13 protein-coding genes are annotated in these 19,617 nt (G+C 38.6%); 5 read left to right on the top strand and 8 right to left on the bottom strand.

Translation table 11 applies throughout. The features are described from left to right. Positions 1-48 precede the first annotated feature (48 nt). Genes pelG through GQR45_RS16385 form a run of 7 tightly spaced genes read right to left on the bottom strand, consistent with a single transcriptional unit; the run spans position 49 to position 11,720 of the window. Positions 49-1,413 carry an exopolysaccharide Pel transporter PelG gene (gene pelG, locus GQR45_RS16415; protein ID WP_165726510.1) on the bottom strand — a complete coding sequence of 455 codons (1,365 nt, stop codon included), beginning with the start codon at positions 1,411-1,413 and terminating at the stop codon, positions 49-51. Beyond that, on the bottom strand, positions 1,401-2,918 hold the full coding sequence (gene pelF, locus GQR45_RS16410; RefSeq protein WP_165722858.1) for a GT4 family glycosyltransferase PelF: 1,518 nt from the start codon (positions 2,916-2,918) through the stop codon (positions 1,401-1,403). Before pelF ends, pelG begins: the two co-directional genes overlap by 13 nt. Further along, on the bottom strand, positions 2,911-3,894 hold the full coding sequence (locus GQR45_RS16405; RefSeq protein WP_165726509.1) for a HEAT repeat domain-containing protein: 984 nt from the start codon (positions 3,892-3,894) through the stop codon (positions 2,911-2,913). Before GQR45_RS16405 ends, pelF begins: the two co-directional genes overlap by 8 nt. Then, on the bottom strand, positions 3,891-5,189 hold the full coding sequence (locus GQR45_RS21585; protein ID WP_007584806.1) for a PelD GGDEF domain-containing protein: 1,299 nt from the start codon (positions 5,187-5,189) through the stop codon (positions 3,891-3,893). Before GQR45_RS21585 ends, GQR45_RS16405 begins: the two co-directional genes overlap by 4 nt. After that, a complete protein-coding gene (locus tag GQR45_RS16395) occupies positions 5,186-5,701 on the bottom strand; it encodes a protein PelC (RefSeq protein WP_165726508.1) in 516 nt (171 codons plus the stop codon). The genes GQR45_RS21585 and GQR45_RS16395 overlap by 4 nt, the downstream gene beginning before the upstream one ends. 14 nt (positions 5,702-5,715) lie before the next feature. After that, positions 5,716-9,000, bottom strand: coding sequence for a tetratricopeptide repeat protein (locus tag GQR45_RS16390; protein WP_165726507.1), 3,285 nt, complete (start codon positions 8,998-9,000; stop codon positions 5,716-5,718). Continuing rightward, positions 9,000-11,720 carry an endo alpha-1,4 polygalactosaminidase gene (locus tag GQR45_RS16385; RefSeq protein ID WP_165726506.1) on the bottom strand — a complete coding sequence of 907 codons (2,721 nt, stop codon included), beginning with the start codon at positions 11,718-11,720 and terminating at the stop codon, positions 9,000-9,002. Before GQR45_RS16385 ends, GQR45_RS16390 begins: the two co-directional genes overlap by 1 nt. 487 nt (positions 11,721-12,207) lie before the next feature. On the opposite strand from GQR45_RS16385, the gene GQR45_RS16380 reads away from it, so the two are divergent. From GQR45_RS16380 to GQR45_RS16360, 5 genes are all read left to right on the top strand, one after another. Then, positions 12,208-13,875: a methyl-accepting chemotaxis protein gene (locus GQR45_RS16380; RefSeq protein ID WP_010554456.1), complete on the top strand. Its 1,668-nt coding sequence runs from the start codon at positions 12,208-12,210 to the stop codon at positions 13,873-13,875. A 120-nt stretch (positions 13,876-13,995) separates the two neighbouring features. Next, positions 13,996-14,514, top strand: coding sequence for a MarR family transcriptional regulator (locus tag GQR45_RS16375; RefSeq protein WP_231616919.1), 519 nt, complete (start codon positions 13,996-13,998; stop codon positions 14,512-14,514). Between the two features lie 133 nt (positions 14,515-14,647). After that, positions 14,648-15,397, top strand: a complete 750-nt coding sequence (locus tag GQR45_RS16370) for a hypothetical protein (RefSeq protein WP_007584826.1) — start codon at positions 14,648-14,650, stop codon at positions 15,395-15,397. A 314-nt stretch (positions 15,398-15,711) separates the two neighbouring features. Beyond that, the gene (locus GQR45_RS16365; RefSeq protein ID WP_007584828.1) at positions 15,712-17,064 is read left to right on the top strand and encodes a magnesium transporter; all 1,353 of its coding nucleotides are present in this window, start codon (positions 15,712-15,714) and stop codon (positions 17,062-17,064) included. Between the two features lie 55 nt (positions 17,065-17,119). Next, positions 17,120-18,181, top strand: coding sequence for a CNNM domain-containing protein (locus GQR45_RS16360; RefSeq protein ID WP_165722853.1), 1,062 nt, complete (start codon positions 17,120-17,122; stop codon positions 18,179-18,181). Positions 18,182-18,197: 16 nt separating this feature from the next. On the opposite strand, the gene GQR45_RS16355 is transcribed toward GQR45_RS16360, so the two are convergent. Further along, on the bottom strand, positions 18,198-19,523 hold the full coding sequence (locus GQR45_RS16355; RefSeq protein ID WP_165725782.1) for an IS4 family transposase: 1,326 nt from the start codon (positions 19,521-19,523) through the stop codon (positions 18,198-18,200). Between the last annotated feature and the right edge of the window lie 94 nt (positions 19,524-19,617).

Genomic DNA, 19,617 nt, shown 5'->3' with positions numbered 1-19,617 from the left:
CGATAAAGGCTGTAGCTTACAGCCTTTATGCTAAGTTTTTATATTATGCTATTGCAGCATAAACGTTTCGTATTCTAAATCTTCAAATTGTTTTGAAAGCCAAAACAACCCTACTACCGAGGTAATAATAGTCGCTAATGCAAAGCCATAGCCATAAAACTGCGGTCCAAAAGCAATTGATAACAAAGTTAGAACAACATTGATTACTAAAAATAACCCCGCTAAAAATAGCACTGTTGAGCGTTTATCTAAATAAAACAAAATATTTAAAATAGATAAAAATATAACTTGTACCCCTACACCGACTACATCAATAAATAAAAGCGTTTTATAGTTTGGATCAATGCCAATAAAGGTAAGTATTTGCTCACCCCATAATAATAAGCAGGCAACGGTAATACCTTGAATTTTAAATATATCGTATAAACCGGCACGTGCAGTTTGGATCATATTGTCTTTTAATATGTAGATCTCTTCAAGAGATGAGCCACCACGAATAGCTGTGTAAAAACGGTCGTATTCTTCTACAAAGTCGGTTTCCATTTTTACTAAAAATACTGCCATACCGGGAATAATAGACAAATAGGCTAAAAATATAGGTAAGTCGTAAATTGGGCTAGCTCTTAACGTGCCAATAATTTGAATTGATGTGCTTGGCGAATACCAAAAAATGATTTTATCAGCCCACACACCAATGTTATAAAACAGACCACAAAAGAATAGGCTGTAATACACTTTTTTATTGCTTAAAAAGTCAAAGCTTATAAGTTTTTCACCAGGATAACGGCGAATAATCATAAACAAAAAGCTAAAAAAGAGCAGAGCTTCGCCTGCAAAAAACGCAAAAAATAAGCCATCTAACTGCCAGTCTCTTAATAAGTATGCAAGTAATACCATAAAGGCGTAACCACTTAGCATGGTTATTAAAATTAACCGGTATTCTTTCATACCCGATAGAAAAATAGCGCCAAGCCACTGATTACATAAGCTTACAAAGGCACCTAAAATTATAATCTTAGTAACAACGGGTATAGGGAGCATAGGCCATACAGCTAAGCCGACTAATAGAGCAGCTATTGTTGTTACAAGCTGTGCACCAAGTAAATTAGGGAGTACTTTTGCCTCTTCTTTTTGAAAAAACAAATCGGCAATAAACCGAGTTAGTAATAACTGCAAGCCACCCGTTAAAATAAGTGAGGCGGCCATCATGAAGGTAACAAGCGTTAAAAATTGAATAATAAGTACTTTAGGTAATACAATTCCTAAACTTAAAATACCAATTAGCATTAACGCTACAATAGAGAGCAGCCAGGGGCCTGAGCCTATTAAACCTGCGTAGCCGTATGCTTCAAAAACTGAGAGCAGGGTATTTTTTTTGAGAATTTTTCGTATCTCAAAACCTATTCCGGCCATGCCATTGTATCCTTATAAAGTTTATCGTAACGGGCAAACATGTGGCTCTCGTCATAAAATTTTTGTACGCGGTCTAAACCACTTTTTTGATACTCAAGCCAAGCTTGCTCATTTGTTAGCATGTTTGATATTTGTTGTGCTGTTTCGCTAGGTGAAGCAATTGAGACAACTTCACCGGCTTTACCTAATGCTTTATCTTCATCGGTTCCGCCTTCGATTATTTCGCGGCACGAGCCAACATCACTAGCAAGTACAGGCACACCGGCCGCCATTGCTTCTAAAAGTACTAAAGGCTGCGCTTCGGAAATCGAGGTTAAAGCAACAATTCCGAGCTTAGGCAAAATTTTGGTAATATCTTGCATACCTAAAAACTTAACACTGTTTTGTAAATCAAGGCTGCCTACAAGTAGTTCACACTCTTTGTAATATTGCGGATCTTCTTCATAAGGGCCGATGATCCAGCCTTCGACCTCTGGTAATATCGATTGCGCTTCTTTAATCGCACGTATAAAGGTTTTAATATCTTTTATAGGCACTACACGTCCAATTAACCCAACAACCGGTGGTATCTGTTTTGGACGCTGATCAAGCGCTTCAATAAAGCGCACTGTTTTAATACCATTAGGTACAACAAATGCTTTTTCTGGCGCTGCACCATCTTTTATTTGGCGCTGCCTATTACCGTCGTATAGCGAAATGATCTTATCTGCTTCTTGGTATGTTGTTCGGCCAATTTGCTCAAAAAAGCTGATCCACATACGGCGAATAAAGCCCATCTCGGTATTTAAGTTTTTACCTAGGCTTTGCTCAGACTCTTTGATCCAACTGGCTTGAATAAGATCTATTTTTCTCTCTTTGGTGTAAATACCATGTTCGGTCAACAAAAAGGGAGTATCGCTTATTACACTGGCACCAGATCCTAAAATACCAGCATACCCGGTAGATATTGAGTGAATAAGTTTAACTTTTGGAAGTCCACGTGCAATTTCGGCTATTTTAAATAGCGGTTTATATAAATTGCGGTATGACCAAAAAAAGTCAATAAAAGAGGATTCATCACAAAAAGTTGAATAGTAATTAGTGAGCACTTGCCACGATGATTCACTATATAAAAAGTCGGCTTCGTTAATACCGTCTTTTTTAGCCAAAGTTTCAAATGCAAATTTTAACAATTCAGTCGGGATAGGCTCGTTACAATCTCTAAAATAATTTTGTAGTTGTTGCCAGAAATCAAAGAGCTCTTTTTTATATTTAACGCCATGCTTAGCTTTTATTTCAGAAGTATCATTTTCCACTAAATAATGAACATGCAGCTTGGTAACGTTTTCAGGTAAAGTATATTGAATCTCGCCATAATGCTCTGGTGCTCCACCTATAAAAACAAGCTCAAAGTTATAATGAGGTAACCCTTCAATTATTTGATGAACCCAACTAGATACACCACCACGTACGTAAGGGTAGGTACCTTCCAAAAGCAGTAAAATGTCTGCATTTTTATTACTCATGCCAATACTCCTGCAAATGACGTAATTCACTGCCTTTAGGTTGTTCTGGGAGTTCTTTTAAATAGCGTTTACAGTCGTCAAACTTGTTCATACAAAAGGCAACTTCGGCTTTATAAGGGAGAACATGACGCCTTGCCATACCAAACTCAGTTGCTTTAAGTAAGTACTCATGGGCTATTTCGTATTTGTCTAAGGCTAAAGATATACGGCCTAAAAATATAAAGGTTGCAGGTGTTTTAACGTGTTCAACACTTTGCAATGCAAGTGCTTCGGCTTTTTCTAAAACGTATTTACGAAGTGCTCCTTGGGCTAAGCCCAAATAACTAAGTTCCCAATAAAGTTCTGCTAGTTGTTTTTGTAAATTACTCAATTTAGGCTGCTTAGTCGTAATGGCTATTTCTTGCTGATACAAACTGATTTTTTCGTTGAGTTTGGTTTCTTTACCATCAAGGGTTGAGTAGGCGAGTAGTCGAATATCATCTTCTAAATCTTTAAGTGCTAGCTTTAAAATAGGAATAGCTTGTGAGTCACTCATGTGACGAGCTGCCATTACAGCACTTAAACGTTTATTTGGTTCACTCGCGTGCTTCAAAATTGCTTTAAGTCCGCCAATAGAATAGGTCGGGTTTGCTGATATTGCTCTGGCTTCAAAAGGAAGTTCAGGTATTTTATGCTCCTCTATTTCTATCTCGTCGTTTTTGAGAGGCTTACAAAGAGCAAACGTAATCGCTACTACAACGCCAATAATTCCAAGTACAGGCAATGTAAATAATAATAAAAACATGAGCAAAAAAGAGCTATAAGGAGTCGTTTTGTATTTTTTAGGTATAAACACATAACTAACAATAGCAAAAAGGATGCTAGCAATAGCATGCAGTAGTATAGCTAAAAACCAATTAGGTGTTTCCAGTACTTCTATTAGTGCAAAGTACTGACAAATACACCCTAATATCGCCGCTACAATAATTATAATCATGAAAGTGAAACCAATCTCTTTATGTCATCTGAGCTTATTGGTAGTGCAAGTTGTTGCTCAATAACAATATCAAGCTCAGCTAAAGTGTTACCAGTGCGCTCTTTACACCAGGTGTTCATTCGGGCGATAAATCCTGCTTTTTCAAGTTCATCAGCTAATGGCATTAATAGCAGTAATACCTGATTTTGATTATCATACAAATAAATGTCTAAACCACGGCGTGCTTCACTTAAATAACTCATAAGTTGAGTCGATTTATCAGTAATATTATTGGCTTTTATTTTTAGCAGCTGCGATGGAATATTGTATCGTTTTGCTTCTTTATTCGCGCGTTTAACTTGGCGAATAAAGTATGGAGACTCTTCATACGTCATTACTGGGTTTGTTATTTCATGGCGCAGTAGGTCGCCAATATGCCCAGCCATAACAGCAAGTAGTGTAAGAGTGGTATTTTTAAGCGCAAAAAATTGTACTCTTTCAACTAAAATAGCGCCATAAATTGTATTATTTACGTCGATAAGTGGGATTGCCATATGGTATTTACTTATACCTAACGCAGTTTTTGCGTCTTTTACTGATACTAATTCTTTTTCTTCAATCATCGCTAATATAAGAGGATCATTTTCAGCTATTTGACCCATTTGGCCAATAGAGGCAAGTGGTGGCTCTAAAACAGTGTCGTTTTCAACTTTATATAAACCCGCTCTTTCTAATAAACCATATTCAACGAATAGGTCGATTATTTTTTGCGCTGCGCTATCAAGTCTTCTTTCTTTTAATAGGCCGATAGAGGTTCTTACTGCTTGTAGCGATTCACGCAAACTTAACGTATGGCCAGCAAGCATTTGCTCTATTCTATCGTGAGATGAATTAATTAAGTGATACTGACGAGTAAATGTTTCAAGGCGATCGGTTACGTACTCAAGCTGAATACTTTGTTGTTGATTAGTACGTTCCCACACATCCCTAAATTCGCCAGTGATCATAATTACAATAATGTAGCCAATCATGGCGTTAATATTGAAGTCGCTTTGTGGTGATAAAATATTTGCTTGAAGTAAAAAAAGTTGACCAACAAGCAAACATAAAATACTAATAAAGCCTTTTGAAAAGCCATAACGTAGAGAAACTAAAAGTGGGCCAAGTACAGGCCACGAAAACCCTCCCTCAGTCCAAAATGGGTCCTCTGCGTTAAATAATACAGGCAGCCCTAAAGCAAGCGCGGTAAATATAAATACCTCAGCCCATATTTGTAGCTCAGGAACGTCTCTTGGTCTAAGGAAATGTGTTTTCACTCACTAACCTCTATATAAGAAATTAAATCGGCAATCACATCTTGTGCTGTTGCTGCAATGCTATCGCGGCCCCAACCACTTTTAGCAATAGTACCCGTCCAAATCGGCGTTGTTTGTCCATTTTCAGTGAGTGATAATGTAAGTGCAATAACGGGTTCGCCGTCAAGCCCAGCTTTGTAGCGCCACTCTTCAATGCTGCCTGTTAGTACATAGTCAGCTTGTTGAGTGCTTAACCACTGCATAGCATTGTCTAAACGGTATTGATCGTCCAGTGGTGGAAGCTCTTTGGTGTTTACGCGAGGTGCGCGTATAAGAGTTGGCAATTTATTTTGTTGCCAAATACTGGCTAAAATATCTTCAGCACGTTCACCAGCAAGCGGTGTTTGAGCATGATTAACAAGCGGCATAAGTGCCACTGTTTTTGAAGGGCTAAGCTCTACATCATCAGCAACTCTGCTGGTGGTACATGCTGATAATAGTAATACCAAACACGGTATAATTAAACGAAACATACTCTCTCCTAACATTAAAAATGTACGTAATAACCTAATTGTAATTGTGTATCTGAGTTACCCACTTTATTACTACTTTGGTAACCCAGCTGTAATTTAAATAAATCATCGCCTAAAATAGACCAGCCAGCACCGCTTGATACCGACACATCAATATCTTCAGTAACTGTTTGATACCCAGTACTTATATCAAATAACCATGACGGGCTTGTACCTAAATATGGCGGTTCTAGCGATCCTGTAGATGCAAAAGAAGACCCTAAAGCAATACGTCTAAATGGCTGAATATCTATAGCCAAAGGGTCAGTGCTTACGGTATTGATAAGTGCATTTACGCGCTCAAAGTCTTGCCATTGGGCACTAAAGTAAGCGTTCCAAATTGGGCGGTCTTTTAAAATGCTGTACTGATAACGCGCGTTATATTCTTGGCCATTGATGAGTGAGCTACCATCGTCTCTTCGAGAAAAAGACATCGCTGCTGCTGAAAGCTGCACATTTTGTCTATTATCAATGTTGTAGTTAACATAGGCTGTAGCTTTATCTAGCTGAGCATAACTAAGTAATGTTTCTGATTGGCGGTTTTCAACATTATATTCAAGTTTTAAACCCACCTGAGTACGAGAATCCCATTGATAACGAGAATCAAGACTAAGACCTTGGCGGCTAACTAAGCTGCCTTGGTGAGAATCTATTTTTGCATCAAAATACCAACGACCAAAGGTCATTTTATCTTCTATCGCAAACAGCAATCCGTTGTTATTAAGGTTTTGCTGATTACTTAAACTTAATTTCCATTGCCCACTAGCGTAAGGGAAATAAACGTTAACATCGTACTGGCTGCTGTTTAAACCAGCCTCTGGCGATAGGTTAATTTCAAGCGCTCTAAAGTAGGATGTTCGTGCATTTCTGAGTAAACTCAATTGTGATTCGTCAAGCTCACCAGTCAGCTCTTCATACCAACGCTGCATTGTTGCGTATGGCTGCTTCAAATAGAGTAGGGCGTTGAGCTCATCTAATTTGCTTAGTGAGCCTTCGGCTATTAGTTGTTTCGCTTTATTGAATTCGCCGTTGGTCATATAAAGTTGTAGTTTTTGCCAAGGTTCTAACTTTTGTGCAGCTCGGCGTGCTAACCACCAGTTTGCTTGAGGCTCACCAATAGTGTCGGGGGCAAGTTCTTCCATTGTGTTTAATTGCATTAAATGAGGAACTGCCATAGCACCTGCCCAGCGGTACATTAGGCCTCTATATGCGTATTTATCTTTAGGTAAATGCTGTAATAAATAGTGATTTAGCTCGGCAGCATTCGCATAATAACCAAGCTGTTTCATTACATCGGCTAAGTTAACCAGTGTTGTTAAGTCACTTGGATCTTCAATAGCTAGTTTACGCAAATAAAAGTAGGCACTGTTATATGACTTTTCGTGAATAGATAGGCTAGCTAAGAGCTGCGTCCACGCATAGGTAGGATCGCTGTCCGAATAGCGAGTTAAAATACGGCTGATCATTACGGTGTCGTGCATTTGCAGCGCTAACCAACCTTGTGCGAGTACAACATCGGGGTCGTATTCACTTAATTTAGCAGCGCGGTTTAGGGTGGTATAAGCCGAATTTAAATCACTTTGATTTTGATACCAATTTGAAAGAATTAACCAAGCAGGGTAGAGGGCTTTATTATAGCGTTGCTTATCAAGTTCAGCGTGAATGCGTGCAACCGATTTAGCGTCATTTACTTGTGTGCTTAATAATGCAATTTGAATCATTTGACGGTCAGTCTGCGATTCACTTTTCCATAAATAATCAAGAAGCTCTTGAGGTCTGTCTTCAAAGCGTAATTGTTGGTAATGCAGCATGTCGCCTACGCTTAAAGGACTTATTTTTTGTAGTTGTTCTAATGAATACAATTCGTGAGCTTTATCCTTAACTCGCATAGCCATGTCTACATTGGCGCTCCAAAACTCATCATCAGCACTTTGTTGCTTACTTTTTAATACTTGCATAGCACTTGTGAAGTCGTCTTCTAGCCAAAAAGCACGTGCTATCCAAAGTAAGTCTTCTTCACTTTTAGGGCCTTTATATGTAGGCCATAAAGCTCTTAATGCTTTTAAATTACCCGTGTCGTGAAGTACTTTCGCTTTCCAATATTGCGATAATGCACTCTTACCATTTATTTGTTCAAAACGGTCAATATTATTAAGTTCTTGTTTTGTATTGCCTATAAATTCGTTTGTGTGCATCCACTTAGCAAAGCCGTTGCCTTTTAATTGTCGGTTTTGTGCTTTGTATGCATATATATCGTTGGCGTCTTGGTATAAATACAATGCCGCAGCGTCATTAACACTGTCAGTAAGCATCGCTGGGGTTACAGCTCTGTTCGACATTAGCCATTTAAACTCTTTAAGCGCTTCTTTAGGCTTGTTCTGCCAGCGCTTTATTTTCCAATTTAGTAAGCGTAGCTCTTTGTCATTTGGAGTTTGTAGTAATAACTTGGCGAGTAATTGCTCAGCCCCTTTTGCATTTCCATTGGCTAAACGCAGGTGCATGGCTTTTGTTAAGTAGTCGGTGTTATTTGGATCGCTCTTTAATAAGTTTTCAATTGCTTGAGCTGCATCCTCTGTGTTGCCAGCTAAGTTAGCTAAATAAAGGGTGCGTTTAACATTGGTTTGATCACCATAGGTTTTCCACCAGGCGTAAGCTTGTATCGGATTATTTGCCCCAAGTGCAGTTTCAATCGCTTTGACTGCAATGCCAGCATTTATGTTTGCTTTATAAATATCGAGTGCTTTATTTGGTTCGCCTGCGCTTAACCAGTAATCGGCTGCAAGGAGTGGCTGTTTGTTTTTTTGATAATACTGAGCAACTATTGCGTTTAACCCAACGGCTTTTGCAATAGTTAGTATTTGTTCGTTCCAGTTTTTATGCGCACCTATTTTTAAAGATAACTCTTCAAAGCGATCGTCAACTTTAGCACCGCTTGCTAGCCATAATGAGTAAAGCAGCTTTATTTCAAGAGTTGCTTTGCGCTCACCTCTAGGTAGTTTTTCAAGCTCGTTAGTTGCTTGCGAATACTCGCTAAGCTCTATATGTAGTTCAACTAATTTTGCGCGTAGCTTTTCGTTGTCAGGCTCTGTGTTAAGCGCTGCATTAAGATACGATTTTTCAAACGTATAATCTTGTGAAAGTGCGTCATCTTCAAAAAATAAGGTGTGAGGAAATAATGCATATAGTGCAAAACAACTTACAGCTAATACCGCTAATATTGTTTTTACAGAAATTAACTGAGGGCGCTTTTTAGCATTCATTATCGAGCGACTCCATTGCAGTTAAGATAACCATAAAATTGGCCCTCTGGCAGATTAAAGTGTGTCACATTAGCGCGTGTTACCCCTTTAAAGTGCTCACCCAAACTAGATACAAACTCGCAAGAACGTGCATTTATTAAATCAAGCGAAGCAGGTACCCACGCTTTAAAGCTAACAGGTCCGTTAACTTGCCAGTTATCAATAACAACATTTGCAGATGCTAAATAAGGTTTTTTACTATTTTGACTGTGATCAAAGCTAAGACGAGCTACGTTATTAATAATGTGTATATAGTCACCTTTTTCAGTAACGCCTGACACACCTCCACTTTGGGCAATGTTTGGCATATCAAAATCAGTAGGAATTCGTAAAGTACGAATGTATTTTGAGCTAAATAACCATTCATTATTACTGTTTTTTGCTAGCGCAGAAAAGTAAAAGTCTTTTGCTACTTTTGCGTAATGGCTCAAATGTACCGGTGTATTTGGCCTAGCTAAAACATAATCTATATTGTGTTTTAGTGCGTCTAATCCTGCAGGAAGTTCACCTGAGTAAAAATGAAAATAAATAGTGTAGGGTTTTAGCCTGTAAGGCTTTTCTGTTATTTCGAATGTTTCAGCTAAACGTCTAAACCCGTAAAATGGGCCATGCCATAAATCTGTGTATACGTTTTCATTTAATATGGGTGTATAAATTTGATACAGCAAATCACGTTCAGGTCGGCCAATGGGTGATATGTGTGTAAGGCTAGGATTATCGGCATTTACATCAGTATTACCGCCATTGACGTTTAATACGCCAGCGTCACGGGCCAGTTCAAGCGCTTTTGGGCCAGGTGTTGCATCACCAGACCATAACATCATTACTGTTTTTTTATTTTTAGGTGTGAGCTTTTCATCAATATATTTTATCGAATCTGTAATTTCTTTTTTAAGGCTAATTTTGTTGTAGCCAGGCACGTCTAAATGAAAACCGTAATCGGTGTCTTCTTCATCTATTTTTTTTTGCCCAGATAATGCAGTCCAGAAATAGGGATGACTATAAGTATGTGAAGCAACTTCTACGTAAGGTAGGTTAAAAATACTACGTGCAATGCCTTCAAGTTTGGCACTTTGTTTAGCGTGAATACCGCCTTCTTCAATGTCAGCTTGAATCACTGATGAAGTTAACGGTAGTTTGTAGCGCTTAATTATTTCATCGCGAATCACTTCTGCAGAATATGGTTTACCTGCGTAATGTGCTGGGCTTGTGAAGCCATCGCCATCTATATGCAGCGTTAGCATGCGCCTACCGCTTTCAGTTGTGGTATCAGGCACTAGAATTGGAGGTAGTCCCATTGCTTTGGTGAGTAGTGTACGTGGGTCAATAACCCATTTACTACCTTCCATCGGGAATGTGTCAATTAGCCAAGGAGCAACTACTACTGCACCATATTTAGTTTTAGCAGCTTGTACAACTATTGTGTCATCCGATGATTTTATTGTAATTAAAGGAGTCGCATCAGTTGCTAATTTGAGTAAATATGGTTTGACAATAGAGGGAGGTGTTGTGGCCTCTCCTTTGAGCCAAGATGCAAAGCTATCTTGTTTATATGGACCTTCAGGTAGTGTGTTTAACGACTCAATACCCAAGCTTAATAATAATTTAGTTGATTGTGGTAACTCGCCTAAAATAAGCTCTGGCACCACACCTAAATTAGCTTCAAGCCAATTGTTTAGTGTTGGTGTGTAAAATGCATCGCTGTTTGTCCATGAAATAATACCAGCATGTAAACTTGGATCTACTAACGGCAAATCTCGTTTAGCTACATCAACATAATCAGGAATATATCCCAAATACTCAATCATAGTCGCAAGCTTTAAATGTACGGTAGTATAAATGAGTGGCTTTACGTTACTGTTGTACGGAATTAGGATGCGCCTTGGTACTGGCGATATGGTTGATGTACCCCATGTTTGTAAGTGCCCATCTGTTACCCAAGGAGTAAAGCCAGCTTGTTTTATTTTTTGTGCCATCGCAAGGCGGTTGTCAGGCTGTGCATAATCAATAACTTGTACTTTAAAACCTAAGTTCTGTGCTGTTTTTAATTGTGCGCTTAGCCAAGCTTGATCGTTCTCTGTGGTTAATTTATAGCTATTATCGGTTGGGTTATAGTGGCTAAATAAGCCCTCAGCAACTAAGTCGTTAGCTAGACCCTTTAACTTTGGTAATAACTCAAAGCCTCGGTTAAGAATAAGCTGCTTATTAAACGTACCAGATAAGTTCTTTATAATTGCAACTAAGCCATCTTGTTGATCTGATTTACTGTGTTTGTCATCTAAAAGTTGATAGCTGTCTAGCGTATCTAAAAATAAACCACTGAAACCACGTGCTTTTAAAGTAGCTGCACTATCTTGCATGTGTTGTTGCCAATGCGTAGATGTTAAATCGGCAATGTGGCTATTCCAATTAGGGTTGACCGAAAGTGAAGACTCACTTTTATTAAACGATTCACCCACACTTAAATAGGCGTAAACAGCAATGTTTCGTTTTTTAAACCAATTAAGTTCGTGCTCGGTGACAAGTTCAGGCTGGACGACAACGCGAGAGTAAAAAGTCATTTCGGCTAATGGCATCGGCGCTGAATAGTAAAAAGCTATACTATTATTTACAGGCGTATTAACAGGCGTTGCGAATACATGAGCAGACACTAAAAGTGCAAGGTATAAAATATATTTCATTAATAATTCATTTTTATTAGATTATAACTGTGGCTCAAAGTGATGCGTTCCGATTTTCTAGTTGTTTGGTATTAGTAATATAGGGTTATTATATGTTAATGGAAGTTTAATATCTACATGTTCATTATTTATATGAACCTAAAATCAATACTAACATGAGTCCTGCGTTAACTCATTACATAGCTGGTGATTAGTCGTCTTAGTACGCTATAAAATTAAGTTTAGATCAATGCAGCTGCTAGAACTTTAAATCTCTAATGAAAGAGTGGCAAATTATATATTAATTAATACGAAGGTCTCAGTGTTTTTAGTGTCCAAATACCTTCCTTGTGACTATAATATCTGCTAATTGAGCATAGTATGAGTTTACTCCCACCAATTTGTTTTTATTTACTATGCTTTTAAACCCAATAAAACAATGTAAACAGCCGTAATTTAATTTTTGGCTATTGTCGCTATATATGCATTTATATACCCCGGAGAAATAATGAGTAATTTAAGCTTGAAAAACAAACTGTTGTTATTAGCTATATTGCCCTTAATGCTACTTTTGATTAGCTTGATGCTGAGTTCTTATTATTTAGAGAATAAAAATCAGCAACAAAATTTTGAAGCATTTCAAACTAAACTAATAAGTGACAAACAAACGTTGCTAAGCACCGAGGTGGAAATTGCCAGTAAAATTGTGCGCTATCAAATAGCAAATGGCTCTGAGCAAGATGCTAAAAACGCTTTAAGAGATTTAACATTTGGTCAAGGTGGTTACTTTTTTATATACGACACAAATGGCGTTAGTGTTTTTCATGCATTATTAGGTGATGCTATTGAAGGGCAAAACAAAATAGGGATGACTGACCCTAACGGTAAAAAAATAATAGTGGGTTTATTAGATCAAGCTAGAAAAGGCGGTGGCGCTTTTAACTATCATTTTCAAAAACCAAATACCACAGGCTTAGTTGAAAAAATGGGCTATGCAGCAATGATCCCAGGTACAAACTGGATGATTGGTACTGGCGCATATATGGATGATATAGACGCAGAACTACTTAAATATCAAACAGCAATGCAAGAGCACATGAATGATAAGGTAGTGACCTTATTGCTAATTGCTTTATTTTGGGTTGTGTTAACTATTATATGTGCGTTAGTTGCCGCAAATACAATGGTAAAACCAATACAGCGTATGGCGCAAAGCCTTGACGACATTGCTAAAGGTGAAGGCGATTTAACCAAACGTTTAGACATTGATACTAACGATGAAATAGGCCAACTTGGCGAAGCATTTAATATGTTTGTAAGTAAGCTACATGGCATTATTGCCAATGTGGTTGATGTAACACACGATGTAAAAACAGCCTCTAGTGATATAAATACACAAACACGATTAATTGAAGACAAACTACTTAATCACAATCATGAAACAGACCTTGTTGCGACGGCTATTACCGAAATGTCGGCTACTTCTCATGAGGTGGCTCAAAATACGAATCAAGTGGCAGAGTCAACCCAAGCGGCAACGCAAGAAGTTGCTAAAGCTCAAGAGTGTGTTGATATTTCACTCAGTGAGGTGTCTAACCTAATGGGCGAGATAAACCTAGCCGCAGAACAAGTTGATTCACTCAGTGATCAATCTAAAAAGATTAATAGTGTACTAAGCGTAATTGGTGGAATTGCCGAGCAAACAAATTTACTTGCACTTAATGCTGCAATAGAAGCTGCACGAGCAGGTGAGCAAGGGCGAGGGTTTGCTGTTGTTGCTGATGAGGTAAGAAGCTTAGCAAGTCGTACTCAAGTTAGCACATTAGAGATTAGTGAAATGTTGAGTGAGTTACATAATTTAGTATCGGATGCTGTAGCCGCAATGCAAGCGAGTCAGAATAGTTGTAATCGCTCAGTAGAATCGTCTCGTGCTATTTCAGAAAGTTTAGGTGCGGTAACAACCTCAGTTAGATCAATTAACGACATGAGTACGCAAATTGCGACAGCGGCGCTGGAGCAAAGTAGCGTTACAGAAGAAATAAACCGTAATGTATTTGCCATTCAAGAAATCGTTAATGAACTAACTATTTCAAGCAAAACTACCTCTTCGGTAGGCCAGCATTTAGCTGCGCGTGGTGAAAACTTAGGCCAGCTTGTTGGCCAGTTTAAAATTTAACAAAGTTTAAAGCTTTACAGTAAAAGCCGCTAATAGCGGCTTTATTTTTGTGGCTTAGTTTTAGCTGCTTAGTTTTTATAAAAATTATTGAATTTTTTGTATGTGTTAAGGTCTATCAGCATGCAAATATACCTATACAGTGGAATAACCATGCAAAACATGCCATCAATTAAACGTTGTACTCGAGAAGAGTTAGCGCCAGAGCAAGACTTGGGGCGTTTAGTGTCTTTTTTACGCTCGAGATTAGCCATTCATGTTGATGCCAAGTTACTTCCTATGGACTTAACTTCTGCGCAATATATTGTGGTTGTACTACTTGCGAGAGAGTCGGTTAATACGCTTGCAGGACTTTGCGAGTATATGGTTTATGATCGTGGCGCTATGAGCCGCTTACTAAACCGACTTGAAGAAAAAGGACTCATTATTAAAACGCAATGTGAGCTTGATAAGCGCTCAACTATTTTGTGTTTAAGTGAAAAAGGTAAAGCTCTTTGTCCTGAAATTATGCCTGTAGTAAACGAAGTCTATGCTCAAGCATTAAATGGTTTTTCAGAGTCAGAAAAAAACCAAATAATAGACTTACTATTTAAAGCTATAAATAATCTAGATACATTACCCGAAATTCCCCCCCACAAATAGATTATCAATAAAATAGCGATACTGTTTCAACAGAAAGTTAGCGTGCTAATTAGTTGATCTGATTGTGCGTAGAATCTAACTTTGATAATATAGTTGCCTAGGCAATTAAAGTTATCATCTTGTTAGGTTTGTTATGATTGAAAATAATTTGTTAGTACAATTACAGCAGCAATATCCAGAACATACTTTTATGCAACATCACTTAAGTGTTGTCCATAAGGGACGTTTTGCTAACGCGATTGTGTATCGATATAAAGATAATGAATTTGATTTAATTGTTAAAGATTTTAGCCAAAGCCCGTTATTTATCCGCAAAACATTTGCGCGACTATCTGTAAACCAAGAATATAAAGGATTGAGCCGTTTAGCTGAGCTTGATGCAGTCGCTAACCGCTTTTGTAGACTATCGCCGATAGCCGTAGCTTATAACTATATTGAAGGCACACCACTGCGCGCTTTAATTCATGAAGATAAAACGCTACCAGTAAGCTTTTTTAGCGAGCTTGAGCGTCAAGTAGCAAAAATGCATCGTAAAGGCATCGTGCATTTAGACTTGCGTAATATGGGTAACATTTTATGTGGCGCAGACGGTAAACCTTATTTTATTGATTTTCAGTCCACTATTAGCTTTTCACGTTTTCCGCGCTGGTTGCAACGCTTTATGCGAGGGTCTGACATGTCAGGTGTATATAAAGCATGGAATAAATTGGGTGAGCAACCTCTACCACAAAAAAAGCAGGACTATTTAGAGCGCTTTAATCACGTGCGTAAACGCTGGATTTTTAAAGGTTACCCAATACAGCGTGGCTATGCGTGGGGCGCTGCACTTATTACTCAATTTGTAGATTCAGACTTAGTACGAAATATTACTGATAGACTTTAATTTAAAGCACAAACCGTAATTTAAAAACACCTAATTCATTGTGTGATTTTGCCCATATTAGCCTAGCTAATATGGGATTTTTTTTATTATAAGTAATCCCTTTGGTTTGCTTACTTGTTGTTTAATCCCTCAAAAACAATTCCTTTTACTGTTTTTTTAATTTTTTAAAATAAATATTAGTACTGCATTTAGTTTGCCCATACAATGCGCAAAAATAGCTTGCGCATGCTTAATAAGTTCACGTTTTTTCTGCAATTTTTTATTGTTCAAGTAGACTATAAATAATGTGCGCTTTTAAATTTTAAGGTTTTAAGATGATTGAGTATCCGGTAGACCAACTTCCACAGCTCATAAATGATTTATTGCAATGCGATACAACAGAACGCAAAAATAAATTATTAGCAGATGCGCAGTTAACGCTTTCAACAGAGCACCTGTCATTACTTTTTGAGGCGATACCAAAAGAACAACGACTTGAAATTTGGCAGTTGCTTGACGAAGACACGCAACACGAAATTTTTGTTAATTTAAGTGAAGATAGTTGCTTGTGGTTGCTGCAAACACTAGAAGACACTGAGGCTTTTAAACTTCTTGATGAAGTTAATGTAGAAGAGCTACTGGAACTTGAAGAAGTTATACCAGAGCGATTTGTTGAGTATGCAAAAAAGCAACTCGATGAAGCGCAAACCAAACAATATGATTTAGCGCAGCAATACCCGCCAGAACAACTTGGTCACTGGTTAGGTTTTGACTTTTTAAAAGTATCAGAGAAGCTAACTGCCGGTGGCGCTAAAAAATTGCTACATAAAGGTTTACCGCAATACAGTGAGGTTATTTATTTGGTAAGCCGTAAGGGCAGCTTAATAGGTGAGGTTGCGGTAAATGATTTAATAAAAGCCAGCGACACCGATAACTTAATGACATTGGCAAATCATGACTTTTCATCGCTCCATGCTGATGATGATTTATATGAAGCGGCAGAAGTGGTGATCCACAGTGAAAAAATGGCACTGCCAGTGGTTAATGCTGATAACAAATTACTTGGGCGATTAACCATTGCCTCTGCTTATGAATTACGACAAGAAATTGCTGATGAAGCAGCCGCTAAAGCCGGTGGTTTACGTGAAGACGAAGACCTGTTCGCAAGTGTGCGAAAAAGTGCTAAAAACCGTGGTATATGGTTAGGTATTAACTTAGCTACTGCCTTTTTAGCGTCTTGGTTCATCGGTTTATTTGGCGCAACTATAGAACAGGTTGTAGCACTAGCTGTATTAATGCCAGTGGTTGCTTCTATGGGCGGGATCGCAGGTAGTCAAACATTAACCGTTATTGTACGTGGTTTAGCGCTCGGACAGGTTACAGATTCAAACCGTAATGCGTTGCTTAAAAAAGAGCTGCGTGTTGGCGCTGTAAATGGCTTGGTATGGGCGTTTGTAATAGGCCTACTTACCTTTTTATGGTTTAACGACTTAATGCTTAGTATTACGATTACGGTAGCCATATTATTGAATTTAGTGGCCGCGTCACTAGCAGGTGTTGTTATTCCGTCTATTTTAGACAAAATGAAAATTGATCCTGCGTTATCTGGTTCGGTAATTTTAACTACCGTTACCGATATTGTTGGGTTTGTTACCTTTTTAGGTTTAGGCAGTTTATTGCTTTTATAAGCCTTATACCAATTCGCTTAATTAAGTGAATTGGTATTACTAACAGGAAAATACAATGACCTTTGAAGTCATGATTTGGTGTGCGATTGCTTTGTGTATTTCACAGTCAGCAATATTTTCGGGCTTAAACTTAGCGTTTTTTTCACTAAGTAGGCTTCAGCTCGAAATGGAAAGTGCAAAAGGGAACGAGGCGGCCATAAAAGTGATGGCCCTTCGAAACGACTCTAACTTTTTATTATCGACTATTTTGTGGGGCAACGTAGGTATTAACGTACTACTTACACTACTTTCTGATTCGGTATTAATGGGCGCAAGTTCGTTTTTATTCTCAACTATCGCAATTACTATTATTGGTGAAATAACACCGCAGGCTTATTTTTCGCGTAATGCGCTAAAAATGGCGAGCCTACTTTCGCCGTTAATTAAGTTTTATCAGATTCTGTTTTATATAGTTGCTAAGCCAACGGCTTTAATTCTCGATGCATGGTTAGGTAAAGAGGGGATTACGTACTTTGCTGAAAGTGAGCTCAGAGGTATTATTCGCAAACACATAGAAGCAGAAGAGGCTGATGTTCAGCACGTTGAGGGAATAGGCGCGCTTAACTTTTTTAGCTTAGATGAAATAAGCGTAACCAAAGAGGGGGAGGTAATTGATCCAGACTCTATTATTGCTTTGCCTACTAAGCTTGATTTGCCTATTTTCCCAGACCTTACATTAACGACTGATAATGAGTTTTTACGAAAACTACATAAGTCAGGTTATAACTGGGTGATCATTACCAATGAAGACGGTTGGCCTTTATTAGTGGTAGATGCTGACGGCTTTTTACGTTCAGCCTTGTTTGAACCAGAGACGTTCGACCCTTATCATTATTGTCACAGACCTATTATTGTTGCTGATGAAGCGATGCGCCTGAGTGAAGTTATTTTAAAAATACGGGCTAGTCATTCTTTAGATAAATCGTTTGATGGGGCCATTGATCACGACGTGGTGTTAGTGTGGAGTGATGTGAAGCGCATTATTACCGGTGCTGATATATTTGGTCGGTTACTCAAAGGTATGAGTGCACCAAAACTCGAACTGCATGAAAATACAGAAAATAAAAAGCCGCTATAAAGCTAACACCATTCAGTTAAGCATGCTTTGACTTAATGGTGTACCGAGTTTTTGAAATTCGAACGGTCCTACTTTTGGGCCGTTTTCTTTTTTCTGGAAGAATATAACGTTTCACTCGTTCTCGCATTGCCCTTAATTTCTTTGGAATTGAACCTGGCGAAGCGATGGCACACCAGAGTATTTCATCCTGTATATCCCGCAAAGCCATGACAAAACTAATTCTCAGCGGGGAGACTTTAGCCTCTTTGGCTATTCGACTTATCTCTACTCGAATTAAATTGTAGGCTAGCAATATACCCCATAGCTCTTGATTGACTCCATCCACAGTCTGACTACGCAAAAGAATACTATCCTCAAGCATCTGGTGTTTTATTTCTCCATAGCTATTTTCAATTTCCCAGCGCTCGAAATAGACATCAAGAATGGCCTGTGCACCAAAAGCCTGTTTATCATCCAAAGAGCACAGCAGACCTTTTATTTTTCCAGGCCCCATTGGCTCAGGATAAAGAACCAGTCTGGCCTGCCAGCACTCAGGAAGCGAAGGGTCTTGTTTTCTGGCATGCGCAGATACACTCATCTCTACTTTGAAGTCATGCTCAGAGTAAGATTCAATGACGGTGTATTGCGTGTTGCTTTTAATCGGGACCATCCAGTGCGACTGTGGGTGTTGCTTACGCCAATTAATCAGTAGCTCAGCGCTGAGATAACATCGGTCAAAAATAGTTAGACTGTTATCACTTACATGACCAAATAACTGCTTTGCGTAGTTCACCTCACCTTGATAACTGGGCCCGAAGGCAACGTGGTGTATCAACCGGCTACGCAAGGAGCTTAAGGCGCATAGGCGTACAATAGGATATTCTGTATGACGGTTTTTACTGTGCTTAATATAGTGAAAGTGCTCAGCAAGAGCTGGTGTATCGGGTGCACGAAATTGCGTTCCATCGACAGAAAATAACCGGAGTCCATACCACGTATCATCAGCATCTTCTTCTTGTGTCCAATGGGCTGCACATAGGTGAAATAAGGCTTGGAGGGGGTCGCTACTCAGGCGCTGTCTCGCTTGAGGAATAGCACTTGGAGCAACCGTATCGCCCAGGGTATCAGTGAGTGTTAAATCTAACTTCTCAACAACGTCACTAATAGAGCGGTCGCGAAAAAGACCCATTGCAATGATAAGCCAGACGACAAGCTCAGCAGGTAACTTACGTTTGCGAATACTTGCTTTATCGGTCTGTTCGAGCACATTAGAAATCCACTCAAGAGGGATATGTTTCTGAAATGTAGATAAAGAGTCAGGAGTGGCGAATATATCCGTATCAAGTAACCAATGACTAAGCATAAAAATACCCTCATAATCAAAAGATGATAAGGGTATTGTGAAGCAACCAAAAGATCGGTCAACCGATCAAAAATACCTTAACTGATCGGTGTTA

This window comes from Pseudoalteromonas sp. SA25 (assembly GCF_011378705.1).
In the GTDB taxonomy this organism is placed as follows: Bacteria; Pseudomonadota; Gammaproteobacteria; order Enterobacterales; family Alteromonadaceae; genus Pseudoalteromonas; species Pseudoalteromonas arctica.
The sequence above is the reverse complement of the archived record's forward strand: the minus strand, read 5'-3'. Positions and strand labels throughout refer to the sequence as shown.